This is a genomic window from Rhodococcus sp. C26F (assembly GCF_053345925.1).
In genome coordinates this window covers 1-25256 of record NZ_JBKFBA010000036.1, presented here as the reverse complement: position 1 = coordinate 25256, position 25256 = coordinate 1, and the positions used below count along the sequence as shown (strand labels likewise).

The following is a 25256-nucleotide window of genomic DNA, read 5'->3' as shown; positions in this document are numbered from 1 at the left end:
GCGCTCAGAGTCCGAGATTCGTGACGGCGTTGCCGATGAGCGGGGCGTGTTCGCGGGCGTAGGTTTCGAGCATCGCGGGGGTGCTGTGTCCGGTCTGGCGCATGATCGCGTGCGCGCTCGCGCCGTTGCGGAAGGCCTGGGTGACGAACCCGGCCCGCAGCGAATGCCCACCGAGCTGCTGGACGATCTCGGGGTCGTAGCCGGCCTGGGCGGCCCGGCGACGGATGGCCTTGTGCACCGCCGCTCCCGACAGGGGTGTGTCGGAGAGGTTGCCGTTCTTGCGGATCGACCGCAACCACGGCGAGGACGGCACCATGCGGGGGCGGACTCCGCGGCACACGTGCGCCTCGAAGGGTTCGGCGGTGCGGAGCAGGCGGATGACGGCGGGGCGGCCCCCGGTGTCGAAGGCGGCGACGACCTGTGCCCACCGCAGCCACGCACACGGCGGACAACTCGTGTGCGAGTGGGTGAACGGCAGCGCCCGAATACTCCCCCGCCCTTCCTGATCCGTCTTGGACTTGCGGAGTTTGATGTGCAGGCCGTCGAGCCGGTGCAGCGAGACGTCACTGCAGGCCAGCGCGACGAGTTCGCTGCGCCGGAACGCCCCGGCGAACCCCAACAAGAAGACGGCGGAGTCGCGGCGTTCGAGGACCTCCGCGGCCCAACTGCCGCTGTCGGCACGCATCTTCTCGACGATGGTGACGATGTCGGCGGTGAGCAGCGGCGCCCGCGGCGTGCGGGGCCGCTCCCCCGCCGCGGCGTAGTCCCGGCGGATCCCGGACAGGGTCGCGGTGACCAGCTCGTCCGCCCCGGGCGCGGGATGGCCGGCGCGGCGGTGGTGATAACCGATGCCCGCCACCCACCGGGCCAAGGTCGAGGGCGAGTAGGCTCGCTCCCCCGCCTCCGTCACGGTGGCGGCGGCCGCATGGAGGTAGGCGGCGACGGTGAGCGGATGCGTCGGCAACGCCGCATGGCCTTCCTGCTGGCACCAGGCGGTGAAGCGTTGCCAGTCGGCGGCGTAGTTGCGGCGGGTCGACTCGGATCGCGACCGCGCCGCCGTCCCGGCCACCTGTGTAAGAGCCTCGGCTGGCAAAGTCGGCACGGATGGCGCAGCGGGCTCCGAGACGGTCGGCGCAGGGGCGTCGGAGGGGTCCGGATGGCGCATCAGCAGGTCGTCGGGCACGGAACGGGAGCCTACCGGCCCGCACCGACGCTCTCGGGCAGGGAAACGCGCTCAACAGGGGTTTCAGACGAGATGGTGCGCTAATGCCAATTAGCGATGTTAACCCCGTAAGAAACATGAATGACTGCTCGTAGGACCCCGTCCGTCATGCAGTTCTACAGCCTTCTCGGTGATTCCTGCTTTCGACGTCAACTTCGTGGTGTCCTGTGAACAGGGTGTCGCTTCTCGATTCGGTGGCGGCAGCTTCCGGCCCACGGTCGACGAACTCGAGGACACGATCTCCGTTCACCTTCACTCGACTGAGCGGCGGTACGTTTCCGCAGTCGTCGCCAAGAATTAGATTTGCGCCTACGTTCATGCTGCGAATCGAACGTATCGACTTCAGTGCCAGGTGACATCGATCTTGTCGATGGCGTCGAAGTGAAACCCGAACTGGTCGCTGTAGACGTCGAATCCCTTGTTTTCGGGATAGTCGATGGTTGCGTGACGTTCGAGGATGGCGACGACTCGGGCTTGGTCGTCGTTGGCGAGCGCTGCGGCCAGTGCTTGTGATTCTGCGGCGCTAAATGGGACGTCGGAGTTGCCGAAGTCCAGTGTGCGAGTGCGGTAGTCGTAGCCGGTCTCGTCGCCGTTGCGTACGTGCACACGGCCGGTGACGCGGATGGTGGCGATCTTCGGGGTGCCGTCCGGGTTGAGGACACCTGCCTTGTCCATGACATCCTTGGCCTTGACGTCCTTGAGTTTCGACCGTGCGTCGTTGCGCAACTCGTTGGTCTTGCCGGAGATGTACTTGCGCACGGAAGAGGGACTGCGGCCGATCTTCCGTGCCACCTCGTTCACTCCCCCGAGTCGCGCGATGGCGGCGCGGCGTTGAGCCAGCTCGGCGACCTCGGCATGAGGGATGCGTCCTTGTTGCGCCCAACGGCGCAGGGTGCGGTCCGATGGTGGGGTGCGACCGGCGTCGATGGCGGCCTGTCGCAGTCCGTCGTTGCCGATCTCGGTGCGGATCTGCTTGACCGAGACCCGCGAGGTCAGCCCGGTCAGGCCTCGGCTGGTTTCTTGTGCCTTGGCGACACCGGCGGCCGCTGCGGCGGCGACGGTGACCTTCATGCCGTCGAGGCCGACGGTTTTCTGCGGCACGGCTTTCGATCGGGGTTTCGGTAGATGCAGCGCCATCTACTCCCCCTCTTCGGTGCCGTACGCTGCGGCGATTGCCAGACGCACCTCATGGGTGGTCTCGGCCTCTGCGAACGCCAACAGCGTCTCGTCGGTGAGTTCGACGTGCTTTTCGAGGACCATTTTGCCCAATGCGTCGCTGTCGTCGGCGAGGGTCTGTCCCTCCCCCACCAGGTACACCCAGGAGTCGGTCATTGTGCGGATCGGCCAGCGTCCGGTCTCCCGGGCAATGCGCATCGCGACGCGGCGGCCACGCCAGCGGCAATGCGCCATGATCGCCGCTCGCCACAATGGTTGGTGGTGGTGTTGCATGCGGGTGGCGGTCCACATGTCCGGGTTGACCATCCGGCCGACGTAGCCCTTGTAGCAGGCGCCTAGGAAGCGCTTCATCGCCGCATCGCCGGTCTCGGCCGCGACAGTGCGAGCCTCGCGCAGGACCTTGGCCCACTTGTCGAGGGCACGACCCTGTTCCTCGTAGATCCAGGCCTCGGTAATGTCCAGGTCGTCGACGTCCAGGCCCATCCCCCCGTCTGCGATGGGGGCGCACAATCCGTCGAGGCTGACGGTGGTGATCCAGGTTTGCACGGGTTGGTCGTCGAGCATCGCCGGGTGCGGCAGCGGTAGCTTTTCCGGCAATGCGTATTGCCCGGCAGCGGGCAGGGTTACGCGCCAGATCCCGAAGGGGGGCTTGTCTGCTGCCGCTGCGGCCGCGGCGTCGGCACCGAGCAGGTTGCGGACCCGGCCGTAGCCGAAGGACAGCATCCCCGCCGAAGCCAGATAGGCGGCGCGCTGGTCGATGGTGACCAGCGCGGTCGCACCGTCGAGATCGTCGGCATCGGGAATGCGGGACCAGCCGGCGGGTGGTTCGAAGTCCCCACGTGGGGCGCCGTCGATGGGCGGGATCGGGCCGCCGGCGGTGACGACGATGCCTTTGCCGGTGCGCAGGCGTTCGCGGCGGATCTTGTCCAGCACCGCAGCACCGGTGCGGGCCGGGGTCGGTCCGGGCAATGTGTCGAGGTGTTTGACGGACCAGGCAAGGCGGCGTCCGAGTTCACGGGCGGCGGATAGATCCTCATCGGGCAGGTAGGTACCGGCGGCGGGGTTGCCGAGGATGCCCATGTCTCCGACGCGGTTGCCCCAGCCGAAGTCCTTGTTCCAGTAGGTCCACACGTAGGGTTCGAGAACGAGGTCGACCATCTGGGTGGCCTTGCCGACCTTGCGGATGAGGTGAACGACGTAACCCGGGTCGCCGCGCAGTTCCCAGCCGGCGGCGATCAGAGGCGGCAAGGTTGCCGCAATGGTATGGGTCAGTTCGGTCGCGGCGCGTTGGCGGAGTTGTTCGAGGTCGTCGACGTCGTCTTCGCTGCCGGGGTCGATGGTCCAACCGAGCTGGGCGCACGAATCGATCCCGACGAACCACACCTGGGCGGTGAGTCCGTGCGGGGTCAGCGCGGCCCAGTGCAGCAGCTTGTCCAGCTTCTCGATCGAGTCGACAGGTCCGGTCAACCGGGCACCTGACGGTGTGTAGGTGGCTTCGGCGGTCACGATGATCGCGTGGCCGTCCGCCTCCTCGGTGACAGGGAGGGACTCCCACGGCCGGACCTGTGCCATCGGCTTCTTCGCCTCATCGGTGCCGGCAGCGTTGTCCGTGTCGGCTGGGGCGGTGTCGGCATCAACCGGCTGCAGGGCTTCCGCTGCCGGCGGTGGTGGCTCCTCGATCGCTGTGTTCTCGGGTGTGGCCGAATCGTTCAGCGGCTTTTCGGGTTCGGGGTCGAGGTCGAAAAGGGCGATCTGGTCGTCGATTCCGCTCATCGGCTTACCACTACAGTCCTTCTGCGATCCACCGGACCCGTCTCCGAGTCGAACCTACCGGAGCTCGAGTGCATCGATGAGCTTGCGGCGCTCGTCGTCGGTGAAGTGCTTACGCACTGCCGCGGCAAGCACATCCGGATCAGCACCGAGCCGTTTGAGCGCCTGCGCCACCTTGTCCACCGGCTCGAGCTTGCCGGCAGGCTCTTTCGGCTGCGGCTCTTCGGGTTCCGAAGCCTGTGCCTCGACGTCGGGATCCGGCTCGGGATTCTGAGCCGCTTGCCACGCGGCGACCTGTTCCTCGAGCGGGACACGGGCCAGAGACCGGGCTTGCCGAACGGCGAGATCTCCTGCACGCAGGGCTGCTTGCAGTTCCGGTGCGAGTTTGAGCAGCGCGCGACGCTGGGAGACCCAGCCCTTGGAGCGGCCGAGCTTCTTCGCCGCTGCGTCCGCGCTCCCGAACTCGGACACCATCAACTCGACGGCTTTGGCTTCTTCGAGCACATCGAAGTCACGGCGGTCGATGTTCTCACTCGTTGCCGCCCACAGAATTTCGCCCTTGTCGACGGCGATGCTGTCGCGCAGCACCACATCGAGTCCCGCACGGCCGTACTTCTGAGCAGCGGCCAGGCGACGGTTGCCGTTGACGACGATGTACTGCGCCGCGCCGAGGTCGTCTTCGTCCTCGGGCCACAATTTCAGCCACGCGGTGCGGCTGACGACAGTGCCGGGTTGCAGCTGCCGATCGGCGATCGTCGCCAGATCCGACAGGTCACCGAGTTCATCACGCGGGTTCCGCGGGTTGGCGATGAGCTGGTCGACCGGAACATCGGCGAGCAGTTGACCTTCGAGCGACGCGATCGTCGTCTTCGAGGTCGTGTTCGTCTTCGTGGGTGTGGGGGTGCGCTTACGGTCGACCGGAGAGTGCTCGCCTACTGCTCCGACCAGGGAGGCGAAGTTCGCGCGCCCACCCCTGGGCGCCATCAGCGACCACCGTCCGCGAGCTCGAGGCTGAGCTTGTAGAAGTCCTCCCGTGCCTGCAGCGAGACACGGTTGGCTTCGTACTCGGTGACCACTCGCCCTTCGGCCGCAGCGCGGGTATGAACCTTGTAGTGCCGCACCACCGTTCGAGCCAGGGGCCAGCCGTTGGCCTGGACGAACTCGCGGGTCTGCTCGAGATCGACCTTGCCGTCCCGCGGATCCCAATTGTTCACCACGACAATGAATTTCTTGCCGAGCGGTTCGATGACCTGCTTGATGGTCCGAGCAGTAGGATCGAAACACAGCGGTTCGGGCTCGATCGGGACGATGACCAGATCGGCGACCTCGAGCACCGCGCGCAAGGCGTCGGCCGAGCTGCCGGTGCCGAGAACATCGGTGCCGTCGTCGGAACCGGACAGATCGATCCAACCCGGAGTGTCGACATAGACGTGCTTGATGCCGGGAAGCTTGTCGAGATTACGCAGCACATCGAGGTTGTCGTGAACCTGATCGATCAGAAACGGCAACTCTTCGACGCGCGAAGCCCACCACACCGCAGAGCCCTGGGGGTCGACCGAGATCGCCGCGACCGGGGACTGGACATCGTCATCGTCGCCGGCGGTGAGAACATCCGCTTTGACAGCGGCGAGATTCATGGTGAGGGTGGATTTTCCGACGCCACCCTTTTGATTGAGCATGACATGAACAGCCACAGGTTACCTCCGTATGCTTCACCCCACGGTGGGGCTACTTCGGACTCGCATCGTCACCTCTTGGCGGAGAGGACGATTGCGCCCGCACCACTGTAACGGTTTCGATGCAGTTGCATCAGGCGCGCAACTCGTACAATAGACCCTTACAGGTCTACCGAACAAGCTTTCGCCGTATCATCGCAGATGTGCTTCGCTACCTGACTTTGCACGAAGTTGCCGACCGAGTCGGCATCACCTACAACACCGCCAAGGGCTATCTACGGAAAGGTGTTCTGCCGCAAGCTGATGCGTCGATCGGACTTCGGTTCGGTTGGCTCCCTGAGACTGTCGACGCGTGGATGGAAACGAGGCCGGGTCGAGGTCGACGGGTACACAAGGGCACTCCCCCAACTCGAGTCCGACTAGGTTCTGGGCAGAGAAATCTTTGATTGCTTCGGCGTGTCGGCGTCGTCGTCGTGATGGGATCGTGCGAGCAGCGTGAGACAACGCGGATCGTACGATTCTTCGGGTATCCCAACCCTGGTGTTATTTCGTCACTGTGACGATTGTGTGCTGCCCATGTTCCACTCGATGACGGTCGCGATTCTGTTTTGCGACAGGAATAGCGCTGCTACGACCGAGATCGCCGGAGTTTGACCAAGATTCTGGTTCTGGCGGTGCTGAGGACAGTCGTTGCCTTGCTCTGACTATCGTCCGGCGCCGCGTGCTGACTCTGTGGTTTACCGCGGTAAACTGCAGCAGATCCTGACGTCGACGCTTCGCTCATCGGCGGACGAAGTCCGTGGGATCGATGATCGCCCATGGCGCTGCTTTTGGAACATTGAAGCGACGTTCCGCATGTAGTGCGCTCATGCACAGGCTGGCTCAGCATTCTCGCAACACCCCCATGAGCGGTCTCGAATTCTGCAATGGTTGCAGCCAGATAGTCGCGGAGGCCGTCACTGGTGAGATGTGTTGATCTGAAGTGAGCACTGTCTTTCGACCTCTCCCCCGCCGAAACCACTAGCGTTCCTCCCCCGCGGAGCAGGGGTGTGTGCGTCGAAGCAGCAGAGAGCCATCGCTTCCAAGGGCCTGTGAAGAATGACTCTGTTTACCGCGGTAAACAGGGCGATCGAGATTGTCTCCCTAGCTCTCTTCTTGAGCTCGCGACTCTCGACATCAACACAGCCCCGTCCTCTGAGAAGTAGCACCCAAGGATGGTTTACCGCGGTAAACCATCCCCTCTTCGTCCGTCGGTAAGCGCTCACCTGCTCGCGTCATTGCCGTTTCCGGCAGGCGCACGCCGGGAAGCATCACGAACGTGAGTGGCTAGGCGGGTTTACCGCGGTAAACCATCCCCTTTTCGCCATCGGCAAGTCCTCCCCCGCTCGCGTCACTGCCGTTTCCCGGCAGGCGCGAGTCGGGAGGTATCACGGACGTGAGTGGCCTACGCGGGTTTACCGCGGTAAACCAGTTTCCTTGCTCCTGAGCGGGAAGAGATGTGCGGCGACCCGTCCCGACAGAGTCCTAACTGTGGCGCTGGAGGCACAAGGCTTACTTTGACTCGCGTCGGGTGTTCCCTCCGAGTGCCCCTTCTACCCACTGGCGTGGTTTACCGCGGTTAACCACGCCCACCTAGCTCATTACTCCCCTAGGTCGCTATCCATACTTACGTGCGGGATCCGTTTCCTGGCCGAGGGATACAGTTGTTCAGCCAGAAATCTCAGCAGGAGGCGCCGCAGGAGCAGCCGAGGTTTACCGCGGTAAACCATAAAGACGCTGAACTATCCGATCGTCCCTTCATTGCCGTGGCGCTAGCCCAGTTCTAATCGCTCGACGGTTTACCGCGGTAAACCGCTTGGTGGAGTCCTCTATAACCCGACGGTCGTCGATCGCGGTAGAGGGAACGTCCCCGCGACAGATGTGCCTGATCGACGGAAGTTTCTCCCCTACCTGTCGGCTTCAGAATGCGGCGGAACCACCAATGCGTTTCGGTCGCCAGGGTGCGCCTCAACAAAACGTCACCGCATGCGCGACTCGTTGGTTTACCGCGGTAAACCAACGTCATGTCATCGCGAACGAAGCTCGCACGTTGGTCCTCGAATCAGCGGGTACGGTTTCGTTGTTTACCGCGGTAAACCGGGGCGGTTCGAGGCGAAAGTCAATGGAGCGCACTCCTTGTTTACCGCGGTAAACCGCGAGTCACGCTGTGCGGGGTGTTCGGGCCTGAAGTTCGGCCAGCCGAGGGACGGACAAGTCCGTGTGATCGTCACGGGTCGTCACCGATCTGCGCTCCGGCCCGTTCACGATCTGTGTTTACCGCGCTAAACCGACGAGGGAGTCTAGGTGATGCCTAGTGCCGGGCAGCGGGAGCAATGCAGTTAGGGTCCTTCGAATCTGTGGTTTACCGCGGTAAACCACGGACATGCCGCCAGCAGCGGTGCTTCACCCGAGGCGCATACTTGAATTGCATTGCCGCTCCCCGGCGTCACTGTGATCCACAGAATAATGGTGGGCACGCAGGTGATCGCCATCACGACGTAGTGGGGCCCGCGATGAACTCATCAGACGAGAGGCGGGAATACAAGCGCGGTTTACCGCGGTAAACCGCATGTTGGAGTCAAACGCGGGTACTTGCCTCAGCAGTGGTTCACTCTGCAGCGCTAGGAGAGTCTCCTGGTTTACCGCGGTAAACCAGCGGTGCGCGCCAATCGCTGCGCCGACATACCTCGGAAGCACGCGTCCCGTTCGACTCGACGTTTCCGCCGATTGTAGGTCTCATGCTTGGCGTCAGCTCGTACGATCCCGGATCGTTTCCTTTGAACGTTTTTCCTGTAGCAGACCCCGGATCCTTGCCATGGCGGCGATCCGAACGCCTTCCGACGCCGTCTTCTCGATTCGTTCCGCCATGGCGGAGGCAGCTGCTTGGCGTTCGGCGTCGCGGTGTCGTTTCGCGGCCTCGGCACGCTCGGTAGGGGAGGGGAGTGACCAGTCGATAGCGGCAAGCCTCCATCGAAGGTACCGGACGGGATGCTTCAGCGACTCCCGTGTAGGCCAAGTCCATCCACGTCGACGGGTGTCTTCGGTAAGCGCAACTGCGATATCGCGACCAGTCCAACGCTCAGGATCGACGTAATGGTCCCTGAGAGCCTCGCAGACGGATCCGATGTGCTCGCCAGTGTCCAGACATGGAACATGCGCAACTAGGCCCGCAGCGGCCATCTGGAGGCCGATTGAGCGCGGTTCCCGAGGTTGTTTGTGTGAGTTATCGAGGCCGCGCGCGCTCGCGCGCGTTGTCTTGTACTTCTTAACAGAAGTACAAATACCAAAAGATAGAGCCACAGATTGGGGGCCATGCTCACGATTCTGTGGATAACGCACCCGACGAGCTTCGTTGGCTGTCGCGGGCGCTCTGGTGCAGCGACGCGCGGGGGGCGTCGCCTGAGCCGTGCGATCGCGCGTGCTCCGAAGGACAACTGCCGCGGGGGAGACTAGAGCCCAGACACTGGTGGCCTTGACCTGTTTACGTCCGTGATGCGCTTCAGCTGCCCACTGTTCGAGGGTACGTAGGAAACGTCCTCGGACCATTTCGCGGGCCAGGCCGAGCTCGGCCAGCACTCGTCGAGCGCGCTTGAGAACAGTGACGGAAACCCCTGCGCGTTCTGCAATTACCTCGCGGGACGCTGTGACGCGCCGGCCTGTCCGCTGATCCGCAAACGACGCCATGCTCACCGCGACGGCAAAGACACGTTCGGGATCGGCGTGATGGTGCCGGCAGAGCCTTTTGCCTTCTTCCCGGTTGAGAATTTCGCGGACTTGGCGTTGCCATTGTGCGCGTCCCGACCAAATGGGGGTTCTGGCCTGCAATTGGGGTGAGACAGGAATTGACCACGTGCGGCCGCGCTGGTCGCTTTCCTCATTAATTCTCTCGACTCGTTCGATATTCGATTTCGCGCGAGACACCGCGTTGGAATATTGGATATTGCCGAAATCGGAGAGGGGAGAAGCGACGATTTCTACCTCCGGGCGTGTGATCTGTCCATCAGAGGTCGTCGAAAAGGTTGTTTGCTGTTCAGGGCATGGGGTACCCTGAGACGTACCAGGCAAGGTAAGTCCCTTCGGGGAATCGGGGATCTCGGCAAGGAAATCCCTGGTGAAAGCACAAAATGGAGTCGAAGCGGCAACTTCGGCCCCTAAAGGACACCTGACGGTGACGGTTAAAACTAACGCCGTTAGGTGTTCGGAGTTCCGGTCGATCTCGGCAAAATTCGACCGAATGACGAGCCCCCGAAAGGGGGCTTTGTCATGTGCTGTCCAAGCGTCATGTAGTTGTGTGCGATGGGTACGGTTCGATCTCCTCCGGTCGGTTTATATTGTTCGCAGTAATTTCATCACATCATCCTCCTCATGTCGCGTACCGGGTCGAATTTATTTTCTCGAGTCGATGGCACGTGAAACGTGGGCAGAAACGCGGGCGGGCCGTAATTACGAATCGTGCCCTCAGATCCACGATTTCGCGTAGCCGGGTGAAATCAGGGGAGTTGGAGTAGAGGTCGGTGTCTACCGTCCCCGGCGTGCCGTGGGCCCTCTCTTCGGTGACATCCGGCGTGTTGCGCACTCGGGGGTGGCACCGCGCAGACTGTAGGAGCCGCCGCCGAGGGTCAGGTACTGCTGGCAGTGAGAGGGTTCGATCACGCAATCGGACCGCTTCCGACGTTCTTGAATCGGAGAGGCGCGGCGGGTAGATACAGCAGGGTGAAGCGGGGTGAACGTGTGGCCGTAGACGAGGTCCCAGACGTGCACGTCGCGGCCGAGAACAAGTTCCCTCACGCGGCGGATGCCGGCAGAGACAGGCATCTTGGACTCTCCGAGCAAGCCCCCGTGCCCTGCACGCCGTGACCGGGTGTAACTGCGTTGATGAGCCCAGGGGTAGCGCGTCGACTCGGATGAGGCGCTGTGCGGTGACCGATGGAGCGTGCTTCAGTTACACGGGGTGCGCAGAGTGTCCAGGCGTACGGTCTGTGCCTTGCGCACGATCGTCATGGCGCTCTCGAGTCGTCTGTGTGACGTGCGGGCGAGCTGACATGGATCCCGGGCGCTCATGGCGTCTGCGGGTCGGGGCGTGATCGTGAATTGCGCGTCGCCGACAGGTTCACCCGTAGATGCGTCGCGCGCCGGGAAGAGTTGATGTTCGTCGCGCGGCATCCTGGGCACCGGGGGACCGGCCGGGGATGAGCACGCGAGTGAGACGTAGGGCAACTTCGAGTGGGTCGGTGTCGACTCGAGTGGGGGAGGGGTTCAGTACGCGCAACTGCGGACGGATGCTGACCGTTTCACGAAGGGGTCTTCACGGCGTGGGACCTGCGCCAGGATCGGCCTTGCCAGAATCACGCGTCGTAGAGAGTACTTTTCTACATGGTGCTGAGGAAGGTCCTCCATCAACCCGCCGCGGCCGTCGGGTGGGGCTTCGCACGGTGCGGATTCGGTAGGGCAACCGCTGCGTTGTCTGTGGTCCTTGGCGGGATGCGGCTGCAGCAGTGCGCGATCTTGACGTGATATGGCCGGCTTTCGTAGGTCGCACGTACCGTTGCCTCGATGACCGTGACGGTTTCTCCACTGTGTTGTTCCAAGCGTCAGGTCGCGGTCGGTGCTGGGCTAACCGACGGGGAGGTCGGCTCGAACCAGGATCGGCTCACCAGGTCGGACTCTCAATGTTTAGGGGTGCGTGCGAGGAATGTGTTCAGAATCGCCACCCGTCCGTCGGTGAAACCCGTCGTGGGCACGTGAAACGAAGCCGAAGCCTGTCGGTCGCTTCGGACGGCATCACTCTGTCGGTGGTACGAACGGCACCGATGAACCGCTGCGCGAACCGAATTGCGGGCTTGTTCCGACCGGTAAGGATGGTGTTACCACGGGGGCGCCGCACCGAACGCTCTCGTGGCCGATGTGATGCCAGAGAATTCACGAGTCATACCTTGGGTTCGAAGTCTGGTGTCGTGCTTGCTGACTCGTGGGGCATCACCAGGGAGCGGATATGGCTGTAGGACTGAGGGGCGATGCAGTCGGTCGCATGAACCCTCGGATGTTGGGTGTCATGTCCGAGGGGTGTCGTGTGCAACTGACCCGATCCGGACCGCTGCCGCTGTTATGTGGTCACGGGTCTATTCGATGGTATTGCGGACCACGGTGCGATAACCGTCCGAGGTGGCGTGTGCCGGCTGTATGAAGGGGATGGGGACTGGTTGTCTGATGCCGTATACGGGTGACGGACCGCGACGGGCAAGGGATTACGGACCTCTATGCCGCTTGTCGGCGATGAGTTCTGGGGCGCTGGATTGTCGCAGTCGTGCGATAATTTCTGAGTAGACTTGTTCAGGTCGGTGATGTTGGTTTCGGAGTTGGTTTGCCTTTGGTGACAAGAGGCTACTTGGAGTCCGGTCGGATGCATTCGAAGAGGAGATCAACCTGTGGCGCGTAGAACAATCGTGGAGACTTTCGACGACATCGATGGAACTGCGTTGGAGGATGGCGGAGAAACCATCAGTTTCGCTGTCGATGGGGTGGAGTACACCATCGACCTGAACAAGAAGAACGCTCGCGACTTCCGGAAGAAGATCGATTACTACGTCGAGCATGCGACCCGTGTCGGAGGACGTAAGAGGCGCGCCGGATCGGCTCGCTCATCCGATTCGAATTCTCCGAGCCCCAAGGAGATTCGAGAGTGGGCAGTTGAGGAAGGCTTCGAGGTTCCTGCTCGAGGACGTCTGCCTCAGTCCCTCGTCGACGAGTATGTCGCTGCTCACTGAGGTTTTCTCACTAGAAGTGCGCTGATGAGAGCCGTGCCGAGTCGGGGACCAGGGTGGAGTAAGGACGTGGGGTCCGGCCTGGTAGGGAGTGGTTTCGACCAAGAAATTCATTCCCGAAGCAGGACCCCACGTGATCACCTATCGTGCCACGCTCGACGTGCCCGAGCACACCCTGGCCTTCGTCGCCCGTGTTCTGAGCGCCCACCGCCGCAGGACCGATCGCCGGCCGTGGCAGCGGGCCGCGACCGTCTACGTCCAGGCTGTGATGGTGCTGCGGTGGTTCCGCGACGGCACCGATATCGCCGCCCTCGCGCGCGATGCCCGCGTGTCGGTGGCCACCGCCTACCGCTACCTGCACGAAGGCATCGACGTGATCGCTGCGCACGCCCTTGACCTGCACGAAGTGCTCGAACATGGGATCGAGTTGTCGTCGATCGGGATTTCGTCACTGACGACGGCTTCCGTCTCGGTCGATGGGTTGATCGGCAGCGGATCGCCGCATTATCCAGAACTTGCCGAAGGGAGGCGAAGTCGCTTTGGACGCAATCGGTTTCGACTGACCAGCTTGGCCTCCGGTGTACATCGACAGGAGGTACCACACGATCGTGCTTGAACGCGCAGGCGACAGTGAGAAGTACGATGGCGGAGAAGTTCCCAGTACATATGTCACCCGAGATGGTGAGCAGGCGGGAGTGGTTGTACCGCAAGGTCCGTAAGGAGCGCGACGGCGAACTACCTGACGACGAGCGGGCCGTCCTATCGTTTCTCGTCGTGGCCCCGGCGCCGCGAGTGAAGACCGCGAACTACGGAGCGATAGTCTGCTGTCGCCGCGCGTTGACGACGTCACCTGTGGGTTCGGACGAGAGGAGGTCGATGCTCGTCGTCGGCAATCGGTCCGGAGCGGGGTTTTGGGGCTGTGTTGACGGGCAGGCAGCGCCGCGGTCGATGGTCTAGTGGTTCGTCACGGATTGTTGACCGGGTAATCCGCGGCTGACCGACGCGTCCACGTCAGACTGTCTCCGAGTCGAGACAAGGAGGTGGTCGTGGCACGTCAACCCAGTGTGTTCGTCCGAACGTTGACCATGGAGGAAGGGCGACGGCTGCAGAAGATCAGCCGCACCGCCAAGGACCCGATCAAACTGCGACGAGCCATCGTGGTGCTCATGTCCGCACAAGGCCAGACCGTCAAGGATATGTCGTGCGGCGGGAGACCGGGGACGGTGGCGCGTAGCTACTCGTCTGGGACGGATAGGCTTCCGTCCGCTGGTCATCCTTGCCGATCAGGTGAGATTTCAGAACCAGCAAGACCTCGAGTAGCCGACGATCCGGTTCGAGCAGAGGGCTCTCGCGGGGTCTCTTGATGGAGAACGTCGAGTGGGCACGGCGTTCCGAATTCACCCACGCTGCCGCGCCTGGGGTTCCCGACCGCAGAACGGTCCTCGTGGCGGCTCCGTGCTTATGGAGACGGTAGGGGCTACACGTGAGACGAGGGGGAGGCATTGCTCCGCTGTTCTTTGCGATCATCCTCGAGAGGACGGATGACGCTACGTCAGTTGCGGACAGCTGCGCCCGATTCATCCCAATCGGGCAACGCCGGCACCCGAGTGGCGAGGGCGGTATCGGCAACGATCAGGACGACTGCGATCGCGCGAGCCAAGGGACGGATCACGAGGGTGGAAATCATAAGAAAACGTTCTTCCTTGTTTGTGCGCCGTCCGGTTGAGTCGAGGACATCCCGCGGGAGGACGTGCCTGCCGCTCGTGATGGAGTCACCACTCGCGTGCCGGAAGCAATCGCCGGGGCGGATCAGCCCAAGCGACGGCAACTGTCATCTAGTGTTCAACCATAGTTATGCTACTCAGTGCCAAAAATCAAGCCGAGTTTGCGTGACGGCAGCCGGGACGGCGGTCGACCGAAGGCAAAACTTCCCGATCGGGCGCGTCTGAGCAGCTGTCGGTTCAGTGCGTACAGTGCCGTGGTCTGCGGGTGCGCGAGACCCTGAACTCGGGTTTGCGCACCAGTACCGCGCATAGCAGCGCAGGCTTGCGCATACGAGTTCGTCGGGTACCTGAGCTGGAATGGCGGAAAGGACCCGAGTCAGATTGCGCCGCAAGTGACCTGGTCCACTCGGGCCCCGCGATCGGCTGCGACCTCAAGTACTCGCAATGCCATGGCTGTGGTAGGTCACGCACCAGCCGCCAATCGCGACATATGCCAGATCCCCGCCCATTCTTGATAGTCACCCCCACCATCGGATTCCGGTCGTTTCGCAATGCCCGATTGCGGGGAGTGGAACGGACTTCCCGGCATGATCGAACGGCCCGACAATGGACGAGGTCGTGGGGACGGCACAGGCGCTGAGGGGTCGCCGCATTGGCGCACACGCGCGGCATAAGGTCGGCCCGCTCCGATCCGGTGCACCCGTTGGGGAGCCGAAGATTCCTGCACTTCTTCGGCTCTGCAATGGTGTGAGCACGTGGCATCGCTGGACTCGACCGAAGAAGCGCCCAAGCTGTACGCCAGCTATAGATGCCTGTGCAAAGTAAATATGAAGCTGCTGCAGGGGCGTAAAGGGTTGAAGCTCTGCGGTATCGGTAACGTTGTCCGAAAAGAACCGGCGGGGCGGGTCGACTATGTGCACTTGCGGGCCACCGGCCGCTACGTAGGTGTCGAACCGAGCGGTCAATTGTCACTCGGAGCGCTTTACGGTGACGTAAGAATGCTCGGCGAGGGCTGGTTTACCGCGGTAAACCAGCCCTCGGAAGGAATGGGGACTCTTCCGCCCGGATCTTGGACCTTTTGACGGTGGAGGAACGCACGGACTTTCGCACCTCCACCCGTCCACGTCACTGCACCAGTGTCACGGTGACGAAAAAGTTATTTGTAAGCCATGTCGGAAAGAGGGGGGATCTGCGTGTCGTAGAATCAGGGCGTCAACTGGGCTGGTTCATAATCAATGTATTCAATTGCAACATAACATGTTTGAGAATATCACTCTCGGCAGTGTTGCTGGAGATGATGCTCGTGGTCGGGCGTCGTGCTGCACCTCGACAAAGTCATGCCACACATCTAGAGGAATCTGCACCGCTGGCGGCGGTTGCTCGGTGCTCGGACATGGAGGGGGATGCATGGGTCGCGCGGACGGGAGCGACCATGCTCTCGATTGCGCCCGGAATCGTCTCTCTCAGCATCGGGCACATATCATCTCCGAAGCCCATACGGATCTCGATGAGATCATCCATCGAGACAGGTTCGCGGCCGTATGTCCGGCGGCATCACTGAAGGTGCCGCCGATGCGTACGCACAGCGTGCCGCGAAGGTGACCGATCGGTACGAGACTGCCGGATTCGAAAGCGAGGCGGTGGTGAACTTTCGATGCTCGTGTCCTCTGTGTGCTTGTCCGGCCGAGGCGTAAGCGGCTGCGGTAAGCGCGAAACTGCATAGATCCGTCCGCCAACAGTTCGGCACGCTGCTGGTCGATCTCGCGTACCCCGCTCACCGAAGGACACCGATCCCGAGGTCGAACCGGAGACCGTTCTAGTCGAGGTGTAGGCGCCGTGCGGCAGCGACGGCGTCCTTGCGATTGTGGACGCCGAGTTTGCGGTAGAGAGAACGCAGTTGGGTTTTGACGGTGTTGACGCTGACGAACTGTGATGCGGCAATGGCAGTGACTGTTCGTCCGGAGAGCAGAGCGTCGAGCACGGCGCGCTCGCGTGCGGTCAGTGTCAGCAGCGGTCGGTAGACCGGAAAGGTGGGAAAGCGTGTGGCGGTGCGGCTCAGGTCGAGGGGTAGTTCGACGCTGAGGTCTGCCAGTGCGGTCTGCATTGCCGACGGCAGCAGTACGAAGGGGCGCAGCGTCCCGGAGTGCCGTGACAAGGTGACGGCCCGTTCGAGGTGCCCGCGAGCGTCGTCGACGTCGTCGAGGGCAGCGGCTGTGGCGGCACCGAGCACGGCCAGTTCCATCGAGGTGCGGACGGGACCGGCCGAGGTGGCGAAGTACTGGTCGACGATCTGCTGGGCGCCGGCCGGATCCGCAGCGAGCAACCGCGCCCGCGCACGCACCGGCACTGCCGAGGAGTGGGTGGATGTTGCGATCAGGTCTTCGGCTCGATCGAAATCGCCGCACGCGAGATGCAGATCCGCCAGCACTGCGTCGATCAGGGTTGCGGAAAAGCCGTCGGTGCGCAGTGTCGAGTAGCGCTGTAGGTGGGACTCGATGAACCGCAGGCCGTCGGTCGGCATACCGGTGAGCAGTGCATGGTGTCCGCGGGTGTAGAGGACGTAAGCCCAGAACTCCTCGTTGTCGGCAGGGGTGCCGAGCTCGGTGAGGATGTCGAGCGCGGTGTCAGGCTCGAGTTCGTCGAGTGCGACGAGCGCGGCGGCCACGCAGCCGGCGGTACGGACGAGCTTTTCGCTGTCGCCCGATAAGGGTGGGTGGCGTCGCTCCTCGTCGATCCATGCGTGAGCATCGACCAGCGTGCCTTCCAGCGCGCAGGTGAGCGCGAGTTTTCCGGCGGCGTCGCGTTCGACGAACGTCCCTGCTCCGGCGACGTGCGCGCGCCGGAACATCGCGGTCGCATCGTCGGTTCGGTCGACGAGCAGATAGGTGATGCCGACATGGAGGTAGTAGAAGGCGTAGGCGTGGCGGATGTGCTCGTCGAGTTCGTCGAAGACCGGCAACGGGTGGCCGGAGGCGGCATCGCAGACTTTGGCGGCCTCGAGAAACTGGCCGTCGATCCGCAGCATCATTGCGCGCATGACGACTTCGGCAGGTTCGGGTCCGATACCGACCGCGACGTCGGGTTCGGCGGTGACCACGGGGACATCGCGCGGTGCGGAGAACTGCCGGTGTAATCGACGGATGGCTTTGATCGTGGGGTGGGTGTCGGCGATCTCTGTGGGAATGCGTTCGACCAGTGCTGCACCGAGTGTGTCGAGGAAACCGCCGGTGTACAGCGTTGTCCAGTGTTCGTCGACGATGTCGAGAGCACGCTCCCAGTGGCTGCCGTCGATGGCGTGGGTCAGTGCGGTGTGCGGATCCCCTGCGCGGAGTAGTGCATCGATCGTTGCGGTCTCGGTGACGTGCAGGTCGGTTGGATGTCGGTGCTCGGCGATGCGTCGCAGTGAGGCACGGACCGGTTCGGGATAACACCACCTCCGCGGACCGCTGTCCTCCCCTTCGTGCGGGCTGGGGTCGAGGAAGCCGGCAGCGATCATGGTGTGGGTGAAGGCGACAATGTCGGAGACACCTGGCAGTGAGAAGTCCGAGCGGTCGGTGCTCGAGGGCTCTTCTGGGAGTGCGGCCAGGGCTGAGGATGCGAGGATCGATCGCCGCAGCGGTGTGACGTCGGGATCGTCGAGAGCGCGCAGCACCGCTCGATCGATCGCATGATCGATAAGTTCGTCGAGGTCGTCGATGACGATCTCGAGGGAGCCTGCAGTGTGTTGTTGCAAGCTCTCGCGCACGGCGTCGACCAGAGCCGGTAGTCCTGTAGTGCGACGAGTGATCCATTGCACCGTGCGCTGAGTCTGTGGCACCGCTGCTGCGCCGAGAATCGCGATGGTTTCCTCGTCGGTGCATACAAGCTCGGCCGCCGAGAGGATTGTGCGGTGGGCGGCCGCGTCGACCACCTGCTGCCAATCTCCGGGTGTCCGTGTGGTGGCGATGATCCGAAGGTGGGGGCAGAGATCGAGCAGAGCGGCGACGTGCGGTTCGATCCGGTGGACGCGGTCGACAGCGTCGAGGATCAACACGATCTGTTGCTGCAGTGCAGAGAGCACGGCGGCGAGTGCATCGAACGAGGCAAGTCCGCTTTCCGCTCGTGTGGCGCCGGTTCGCGCGTATACCGCCGAAAGGACGTCCGTCCAGTACGCGTCTGGGGTGCTGGTGCCGGCGGGAGCAGTCACGGGTACGACGAGTGCGTCGGGATCTGCTTTGCTCAGCAGCCACGACCGCGCCAGGACCGTTTTTCCCGAGAACCGGTTGCCCTGTACGACGACCAGCTGCGTCGTGCCCGACAATGTTGCGAACAACCGAGCACGAGGGGACATGTCGCTGTCCAACACTGTCGGGAACCTCAGCTTCCATTCGGTGGATGAGCGCAGACCCCGACAACCTGCGCAGACCCATCTGGCTAATACAAAAAGCAATACACATTTTATCGTGGGGTTCAGGGCTCGGGCGGTGCAACAGTTGGAAAGTGGCGCAACTCTCGCGGGGTCGTCGGATGATTTCCCGGTGGCTATCGACGTCTGACGGGTTCCTCGCATGCGTACGATGCCGCGTCACGTGGAAAGGAGCGGGGTCCACTACGGGAAGTGGAGGTCACGATGGGCGCCGATATGTCGATGCCCGCCCCGCCTCGGCCTGGACTTCGCGTCCCATCTGCTCACCGGTAACAGACAGGGTCGCTGATTCGACCTACGATTCGTGAACCTTCACCAAGCGCCGGCCGCCGTCGCTTTCTCGGCCGTCATGTGTGCAGTGGCTGCTGTCCTGTTCCGGGAACACAGTGTTGCCGTCGTATTCGGCTGCGCTGCGGCAGTCCTGATCGTCGTCAGTGCAACACTGAGAATGACCCGGTTCCCTGCTTGTGATTCATTTCCCCGATGCGCGGTGTGCCGGCAGCACATCACCACCACGGGTGAGTACGACGGACTGTGCTCACCCGACTGTGCCGCGGAATATTCTGTCGCGCTGGAAAAGCAGGAGGAAGAAGACCGATGGTGGCGCGCGATCGCATAGCTGGTCGACTGCCGAGGGGCGTTGACGTGCGTCCCAGGATTTTCAGCCGCGACGAGCCCTGTCGGCGCTCGAATGGGTGTCATCTCGAGTGTTTCCCGTGCGCGTTCGTGCCTGCGTTCTACCGCGCACGGGTGAACACCTGCCACGGTGCACCTTCCCCCCTGGTGAAGTGTCCCGGCAGGCGCGGCATCGGTGCCCTTCCCGGTCCGGAAGAAGTGGCTGTCCGCGTCGTCACCCTCGGCCCGTGAACAGCTCACAGCACCGGCGGTCGTCGTCCATGCCGGATTACATCACCCACGCGGCACCGGCGGAGTGGATCGAAAGGACCGCCCGCTGAACGATTGCCGGGATGCATCCGTAGGGATGACTTCTTTGCCTGTGCCGTAGGGGTATCCGAAGGCCTGCTGTTTGCGCTGATCACAGGGTAGAAGGTGGTTCGAAGACAGCAGCTCACTGCGTTGGTGAAATCGCAGTGGTAGGTGAATGTAGGCACGTACATGCCCTTTCGGTCATCAGAGGTGCCAATGCCTGCCCGACGTTCGAGGTCCCGCCGCACCGTTGCGTTGATCACCACCATGATCGTCGCCGGTGGTGGCACGTTGGTCACCGCGCCTGCGGCCGCTCGGGCCGTGCCGGCCGAGTGCAAGCCGACGTTCAATCTGTTCATCCCCGGCACGTGGGAGACTCATGAGAACGCCGACCCGGCCCAACCGGCGGGCATGCTCGCACCTGTGGCGGACGCACTGAGGAGCGTTCACGGCAGCGCGGTAGAGGTCTACACGTTGCCGTACATGGCCCGGGCCTTCGACAACGGCCACACCTACGCGGACAGCAAGGCTGACGCAGTGTCCAAGGCCGAACGGGTACTCGAGGATGTCGCGAATTCGTGCCCCGGTACGAAATTCACGATGATCGGTTACTCGCAGGGCGCTGATGCTGCAGGGGACATCGCCTCTGATATCGGTAACGGCAACGGGCCGATCGACGCGAGCCGTGTGCTCGCGGTGGGGTTGCTGGCCGATCCCGGCGCCGGAACGGAAGGAGTGGCTACGGTCGGGCCACGTACGTCCGGACAGGGCATCGCCGATCCACGGCCCCAAGGAATGGGTGTTTTGTCCGGGCGGGTCGCGTCGATCTGTGACCCAGGCGATCTGTATTGCTCGATCGACAAGGGCTCGAACCCACTTATTGGTTCACTCGGCTCGATCCTGAGCAGAACCCCCAGCGCGGTCGATGCCTCTGTGTCCGATAGCACCACGCAGCTTGCCGGTTCACTGACAGTCGACTTTTCCGAAGCGGACCTACCGGGACTGGGCGCCCATGTCGACGCTCTCGGGCGGGAACTCACCGCCCCGAACATCGACGTCGGGCAGGTCGCTGCTACTTCACAGACGATCGCTATGACTCTCGTTCCGGTAGCCGACCTCCTCGGCTCCGGCGCCGTGAACCCGGCGGCAAGCGGGCAACTCGGTGGCGCACCCTACGGATCAGCGGAACGTAACGCCGCCGAAGTGCTCAGCCGGGCAGGCGAATCCGGCCTTCAGGGCGCGTTGGATGCTGCACGCGAGATTGCCGACCGAGCAAACGGGCTGGCCGGAGGTGATTCGCTGAACCTGCCGGTTACTGCTCCGGAGGTGCGCGCCCTCGCCGCGGATGCGGACGCTTTGATCGGGCAGATCGCGCCCCTGGCATCGACCCCCGTCGACGTGCTCGGTTCGGCAACGGGGGTGTTGTCGGTGCTCAAACCGACGGTGATGATCGACCAGGTCCTCAACGTCGCGACCGGCATGAGTTCACTGGATATGCCGGGCATCCTGCACAACCTGACGGTGTTACCGCAGAAGGTGGCCGCGCTCGACGCACACGGCGCGCATCAGGTTGCAGGCGAGTTGAACAATCAGTTCTCGCCCCTGGTCGAAATGGCCGCAGCCGTGGACTTGGGGTGGGTGTCCCAGATGCTCGCCGTGATCCCGGATCCGTCCGGCGCCACGCAGATCGCCGCATTGGCGGCCTCGATCCTGGCGAAGGTCGACGTGATCAGGCTGGCCGACATCGTCGGTCGGATTCAGGAGATCGCATGGTCGGCCGCGGAGAAGTTGCTTCCCCCTCCCGGTGTGGCTCCCGATCCGGTAGGGGCTGCTGCGGCGATGACCGGTCTGCTACCGGTCGGATCGGATCTGGCATCGGTGGCCGCCGACATGCTCTCGGGCAAAGCCACCAAGACCGCTCCCGAGCTGCTGGGCAAGCACACGAACGCCACACAGACGAACATCACGAGCCAGGCTGCGAACCCGGATCTGCCCCAACTGTCGGATTCGCTCGTCACGCTCTCACAGTCTCGAGGCGCCGAAGATCTGGCCATGCTGGTCAGCGAAGGCCTCAGCGCGGCAAGTTTCCTCACTTCCAATGCTCACACCAACTACAACACCCTCGTGGTCGACAATGCCGGCCGCAGCGCCATCCGATGGCTGTCGGATTGGCTCGACCTCCAGATCGGACGTGCCGTATGAATCCCCGTGCCCACAACCCGTCTACCCGCTGGATCTGGTGCGGTCGTTGTCAGCACCGGGGATATCTGACCCGCGGAGACGCGAAGACGGTCCGTAAACGCCACCGGGGAGTGAAGGGCATGGCGGTCTTCGCCTGCCCCCACACCGAGGGTTTGTTCCATATCGGCCACCGGGCTGATGCCTCGAGCATCGGGGAGATCGACCGGAGCCGTCTTCGTTCACATGCCGTGCGAACGGTAGGAATCTGACGGGGTGAAATTATTCAATTCTGTTGCGTGTCATATCGAATCGTCGAGTTCCGGAATGGGCGTCGTGGCAAAGTCGAGCACTGAGATCGACGTCAGGTGACAGAGGCGGTACTGGGTGCTGCGAGTAGATCAGTCGGCGGCGCGCTAGTGCGGACCGGCCACGCCGTGCCTTCTTTTCGCCCTGGTCGCCGTCCACCTCTATCTCGAGTTCCGACCGAAGCTGGTCGGCGACAACGACCGAAATCGAGTCGCCGTCCGACCTCAGGTCCACTTCGGAGCCCGTCGCCAAGGCACGTCCGAGCGAAATCAACCGCTCGGACACCTGCGGGCGGGAGAGTTGTGACTTCTGCTTGATTTGCACCTTCGGCACAGCGACTCCTGACCTCGATGCAGTATGCATCTACGGGATCCGCGGCGGTGTGGGTAGGTGTCACGAACGAGGGTGTCTCGACGACAAGCTTGTGCGGTGAGATGGTCGATCGCTGGGCCTCCCGACGCGTTCGTCGGAGAGTGTCGCCGACCGCACATGGGGAGTATGCCGGTAGCCGCCGCACGTGCACCTCCTGCCGAGTGCGGCCGCCTGTGGCTTGGTCGAGTTCGGGTTCCGTCGCTTGATGTGAGTTACGTGCGGCCGATTGGTCGCTGCCGAACGTACCTCCGAGCAGGCATTAGACTCGCTGTTGCCGCAGGCCCGCCGATGATGTCGGGTCCCGGTGCCTGCCGGCGCCGGTTCGTGTGCGGTGATGGGTTTGTTCGTGTTGCGACGTCGAGTGCGGTCGCCGGTTCTTTCGTCAGGAGTTGTCATGGCCCGTTCCATTCGAGATGAGGGTGGCTCGTCGGCTGATGAGGTGACCGCGCACGACCTCGAAATGGTGGTGCAAGCGCTGACCGGCCGACCTACGGACGCAGATGCTGTCGAGCGAGGAAACAGTCGGGGAGCTGCAGGACCGTCCGGGAAATCCGACACACCCGATACGACGCGTCGTCACCGTACATCGCGGTGAGGGCGAATAGACCCGGGCGAGCACGACGAGGGCTGTTACCGACGTCACGGTGGTGTGAGCGCTTCGCGCAGCGGTGTACGACTATGCGCGTCATTCTCGCCGGCTCGGCGTTTCCCGGGACCGAGTTGATTGCCGACTACAACTCCGCAGTCGGTGTCACGATGGACCGGTGCAAAGGTGCTGCCGGTCCGAAGGCGGCTGTGGGCGCTCGACGCCGTAGTTGCCGATGCTGTGGCACTGCTGCTGAGTCAGGGATGTCGTGATGGCAGGGAAGTTGCGGGTGCCGCTGCGGCGCTCGGATACTCTCACCGATCGTCCCGACTTCGCCCTGGTCGGGGTCCTGCGGGTACCGGAGGAGCAGACCAGCCCGGGCCGGGCGATCGTCCGCCGGATCGGTTACGCCCTTGCCACGCTGATGGTGGCGGTGATCGTGGTGTATCTGGGTCGGGACGGTTACCGTGACGTACAGGACAACCCGTTGTCGCTGTTGGACTGCATCTACTACGCCACCGTGTCGCTGTCGACCACCGGGTACGGCGACATCACTCCCCTGACACCGCAGGCCCGGCTGGTCAATGTCCTGGTCATCACGCCGCTGCGGGTGTTCTTCCTCATTGTGCTGGTCGGCACCACCTTGTCGGCGTTGACCGAAAGCTCCCGGCAAGCATTCAAGATCCAGCGGTGGCGTCGCCGCACCCGCAGTCACACCGTGGTCGTCGGGTACGGCACCAAGGGCCGTAGCGCTGTCGATGCGCTGCTCGCCGACGGACTCGCTCCGTCGGAGATCGTGGTGGTCGATACCGATCCGATGAGTCTGGACATCGCGTCGCGTCAGGGTCTGGTGACCGTGCAGGGCTCGGCCACAAAGTCGGACGTGCTGCAACTGGCCGGAGCCCGGCATGCCGGCTCGATCATCGTGGCCGTGAACAGTGACGACGCCGCCGTGCTGGTCACCCTCACCGCCCGCCAGCTTGCGCCGCAGTCGCGCATCGCCGTCGCGGTGCGCGAGTCGGAGAACACCCATGTGTTGCGCCAGTCCGGTGCCGATACGGTCGTGGTTTCCGCCGAGACGGCGGGCCGGTTGCTGGGGCTGGCCCCTGCCACTCCCACTGTGGTGGAGATGATCGAGGACCTGTTGACCCCCGAGGACGGCTTCGTTGTCTCCGAACGCGGTGTCGAACCACACGAGGTCGGTCTCCTGCCGCGGGAGCTACCCGTCATCGTGCTCGGAGTCGTCCGTGACGGACAGTTGATTCGGGTGGATTCTGCTGAGCTCGGTGTCATCGCCGCCGACGACAAGCTGTTGTATCTGCGTCTGGTGTCCACGTGATGTCCTTGTCGGTCTGCCGGCCGGTCACCGCGCTGTGTCGAAGCCAGCTCGAGGTGTGCGCTCGGTTCCCGGCCGTATGTGACTCATTCGGGGCTCACAGCTGTCATGGGACTGATTGTGACCATCTGATCGTCGTGCAACGGGAGGCGCAATGACCGACGACGGCTTTGTTTTTCGAAATGGGGCCGGTAGCGCGGCATTGATCGCCGGGATCATCGCAGTGGTTTTTGCCCTCGTTCCGTTCGTCGGAGATGTCGTCACTATCCCTGCCGGCCTGGTCGCGGTGGTCTGTGGGTGGATCGGCGTGGGCCGCGTGGAGAAGGGTGTGGCGTCCAATCAGCGTGACGCGGTGCTCGGTGCGGGTCTGGGGATGGCAGCGTTGTTCGTGGTGTTTCTGATGTTCGCCGCATCTTTGATGGCGTGATGCCGCTGGTGGGGTAGGGGAGAGCCCGAGAAGTGTGAGCGGGCGGTCAGTGGTGTTCCGACGAACCTGGCGGTGGTCCGGCCATTGTTCACGCTCCATCCGGCTAGCAGGTACACGGAGGGAGGTTCGGAACGACTTCTGTTGCGACCGGGCGCACCTCGCGTTGGTGGTACATGCTCCTGGCGCATCCGAACACTACTGCGAGGATCGCGGCGGCGACATTGTCTGCCAGGGAGAGTTGCTGTAACTCCGAGTAGCGGTATGCGATATTCTGGGTGCGGTCCGATGCACCCCTGCGATTCGGACCATTCTGGGGCGCCCCGTTCTCCCTCGAGGGAGGACGGGGCG

12 protein-coding genes and 1 pseudogene are annotated in these 25256 nt (G+C 63.2%); 6 read left to right on the top strand and 7 right to left on the bottom strand.

Features of this window, described 5'->3' with window-relative positions; genetic code table 11:
• Positions 1-4: 4 nt before the first annotated feature.
• From ACLBYD_RS24885 to ACLBYD_RS24865, 5 genes are all read right to left on the bottom strand, one after another.
• Positions 5-1183, bottom strand: a complete 1179-nt coding sequence (locus tag ACLBYD_RS24885; protein WP_447818519.1) for a site-specific integrase — start codon at positions 1181-1183, stop codon at positions 5-7.
• Positions 1184-1564: 381 nt separating this feature from the next.
• A complete protein-coding gene (locus tag ACLBYD_RS24880) occupies positions 1565-2359 on the bottom strand; it encodes a hypothetical protein (protein ID WP_447818518.1) in 795 nt (264 codons plus the stop codon).
• Positions 2360-4171, bottom strand: coding sequence for a hypothetical protein (locus ACLBYD_RS24875; protein ID WP_447818517.1), 1812 nt, complete (start codon positions 4169-4171; stop codon positions 2360-2362).
• A 54-nt stretch (positions 4172-4225) separates the two neighbouring features.
• A complete protein-coding gene (locus tag ACLBYD_RS24870; RefSeq protein ID WP_447818516.1) occupies positions 4226-5152 on the bottom strand; it encodes a ParB/RepB/Spo0J family partition protein in 927 nt (308 codons plus the stop codon).
• Positions 5152-5847, bottom strand: a complete 696-nt coding sequence (locus tag ACLBYD_RS24865; RefSeq protein ID WP_085470918.1) for a nucleotide-binding protein — start codon at positions 5845-5847, stop codon at positions 5152-5154. The genes ACLBYD_RS24870 and ACLBYD_RS24865 overlap by 1 nt, the downstream gene beginning before the upstream one ends.
• Before the next feature lie 6461 nt (positions 5848-12308).
• On the opposite strand from ACLBYD_RS24865, the gene ACLBYD_RS24860 reads away from it, so the two are divergent.
• The 3 genes and pseudogenes from ACLBYD_RS24860 to ACLBYD_RS24850 all read left to right on the top strand — a co-directional run bounded on the left by ACLBYD_RS24860 (position 12309) and on the right by ACLBYD_RS24850 (position 15450).
• Complete coding sequence (locus ACLBYD_RS24860; RefSeq protein ID WP_447818515.1) at positions 12309-12647, top strand: histone-like nucleoid-structuring protein Lsr2; 339 nt, start codon at positions 12309-12311, stop codon at positions 12645-12647.
• A 130-nt stretch (positions 12648-12777) separates the two neighbouring features.
• Positions 12778-13065 (top strand): annotated as a pseudogene (locus tag ACLBYD_RS24855) (IS5/IS1182 family transposase); the annotation flags it as partial.
• A 2058-nt stretch (positions 13066-15123) separates the two neighbouring features.
• Positions 15124-15450 carry a hypothetical protein gene (locus ACLBYD_RS24850; RefSeq protein ID WP_447818514.1) on the top strand — a complete coding sequence of 109 codons (327 nt, stop codon included), beginning with the start codon at positions 15124-15126 and terminating at the stop codon, positions 15448-15450.
• A gap of 734 nt (positions 15451-16184) precedes the next feature.
• Here ACLBYD_RS24850 and ACLBYD_RS24845 read toward each other — a convergent pair.
• A complete protein-coding gene (locus ACLBYD_RS24845; RefSeq protein ID WP_447818513.1) occupies positions 16185-18698 on the bottom strand; it encodes a LuxR C-terminal-related transcriptional regulator in 2514 nt (837 codons plus the stop codon).
• Between the two features lie 1218 nt (positions 18699-19916).
• Between ACLBYD_RS24845 and ACLBYD_RS24840 the strand changes: the two genes are divergently transcribed.
• Positions 19917-21902, top strand: a complete 1986-nt coding sequence (locus ACLBYD_RS24840; protein WP_447818512.1) for a cutinase family protein — start codon at positions 19917-19919, stop codon at positions 21900-21902.
• Between the two features lie 258 nt (positions 21903-22160).
• On the opposite strand, the gene ACLBYD_RS24835 is transcribed toward ACLBYD_RS24840, so the two are convergent.
• Positions 22161-22520 carry an amphi-Trp domain-containing protein gene (locus ACLBYD_RS24835; protein ID WP_447818511.1) on the bottom strand — a complete coding sequence of 120 codons (360 nt, stop codon included), beginning with the start codon at positions 22518-22520 and terminating at the stop codon, positions 22161-22163.
• 896 nt (positions 22521-23416) lie between these two features.
• On the opposite strand from ACLBYD_RS24835, the gene ACLBYD_RS24830 reads away from it, so the two are divergent.
• Both ACLBYD_RS24830 and ACLBYD_RS24825 read left to right on the top strand, forming a co-directional pair.
• A complete protein-coding gene (locus tag ACLBYD_RS24830; RefSeq protein ID WP_447818510.1) occupies positions 23417-24484 on the top strand; it encodes a potassium channel family protein in 1068 nt (355 codons plus the stop codon).
• 151 nt (positions 24485-24635) lie between these two features.
• Positions 24636-24908 carry a hypothetical protein gene (locus ACLBYD_RS24825; protein ID WP_447818509.1) on the top strand — a complete coding sequence of 91 codons (273 nt, stop codon included), beginning with the start codon at positions 24636-24638 and terminating at the stop codon, positions 24906-24908.
• Positions 24909-25256 lie beyond the last annotated feature (348 nt).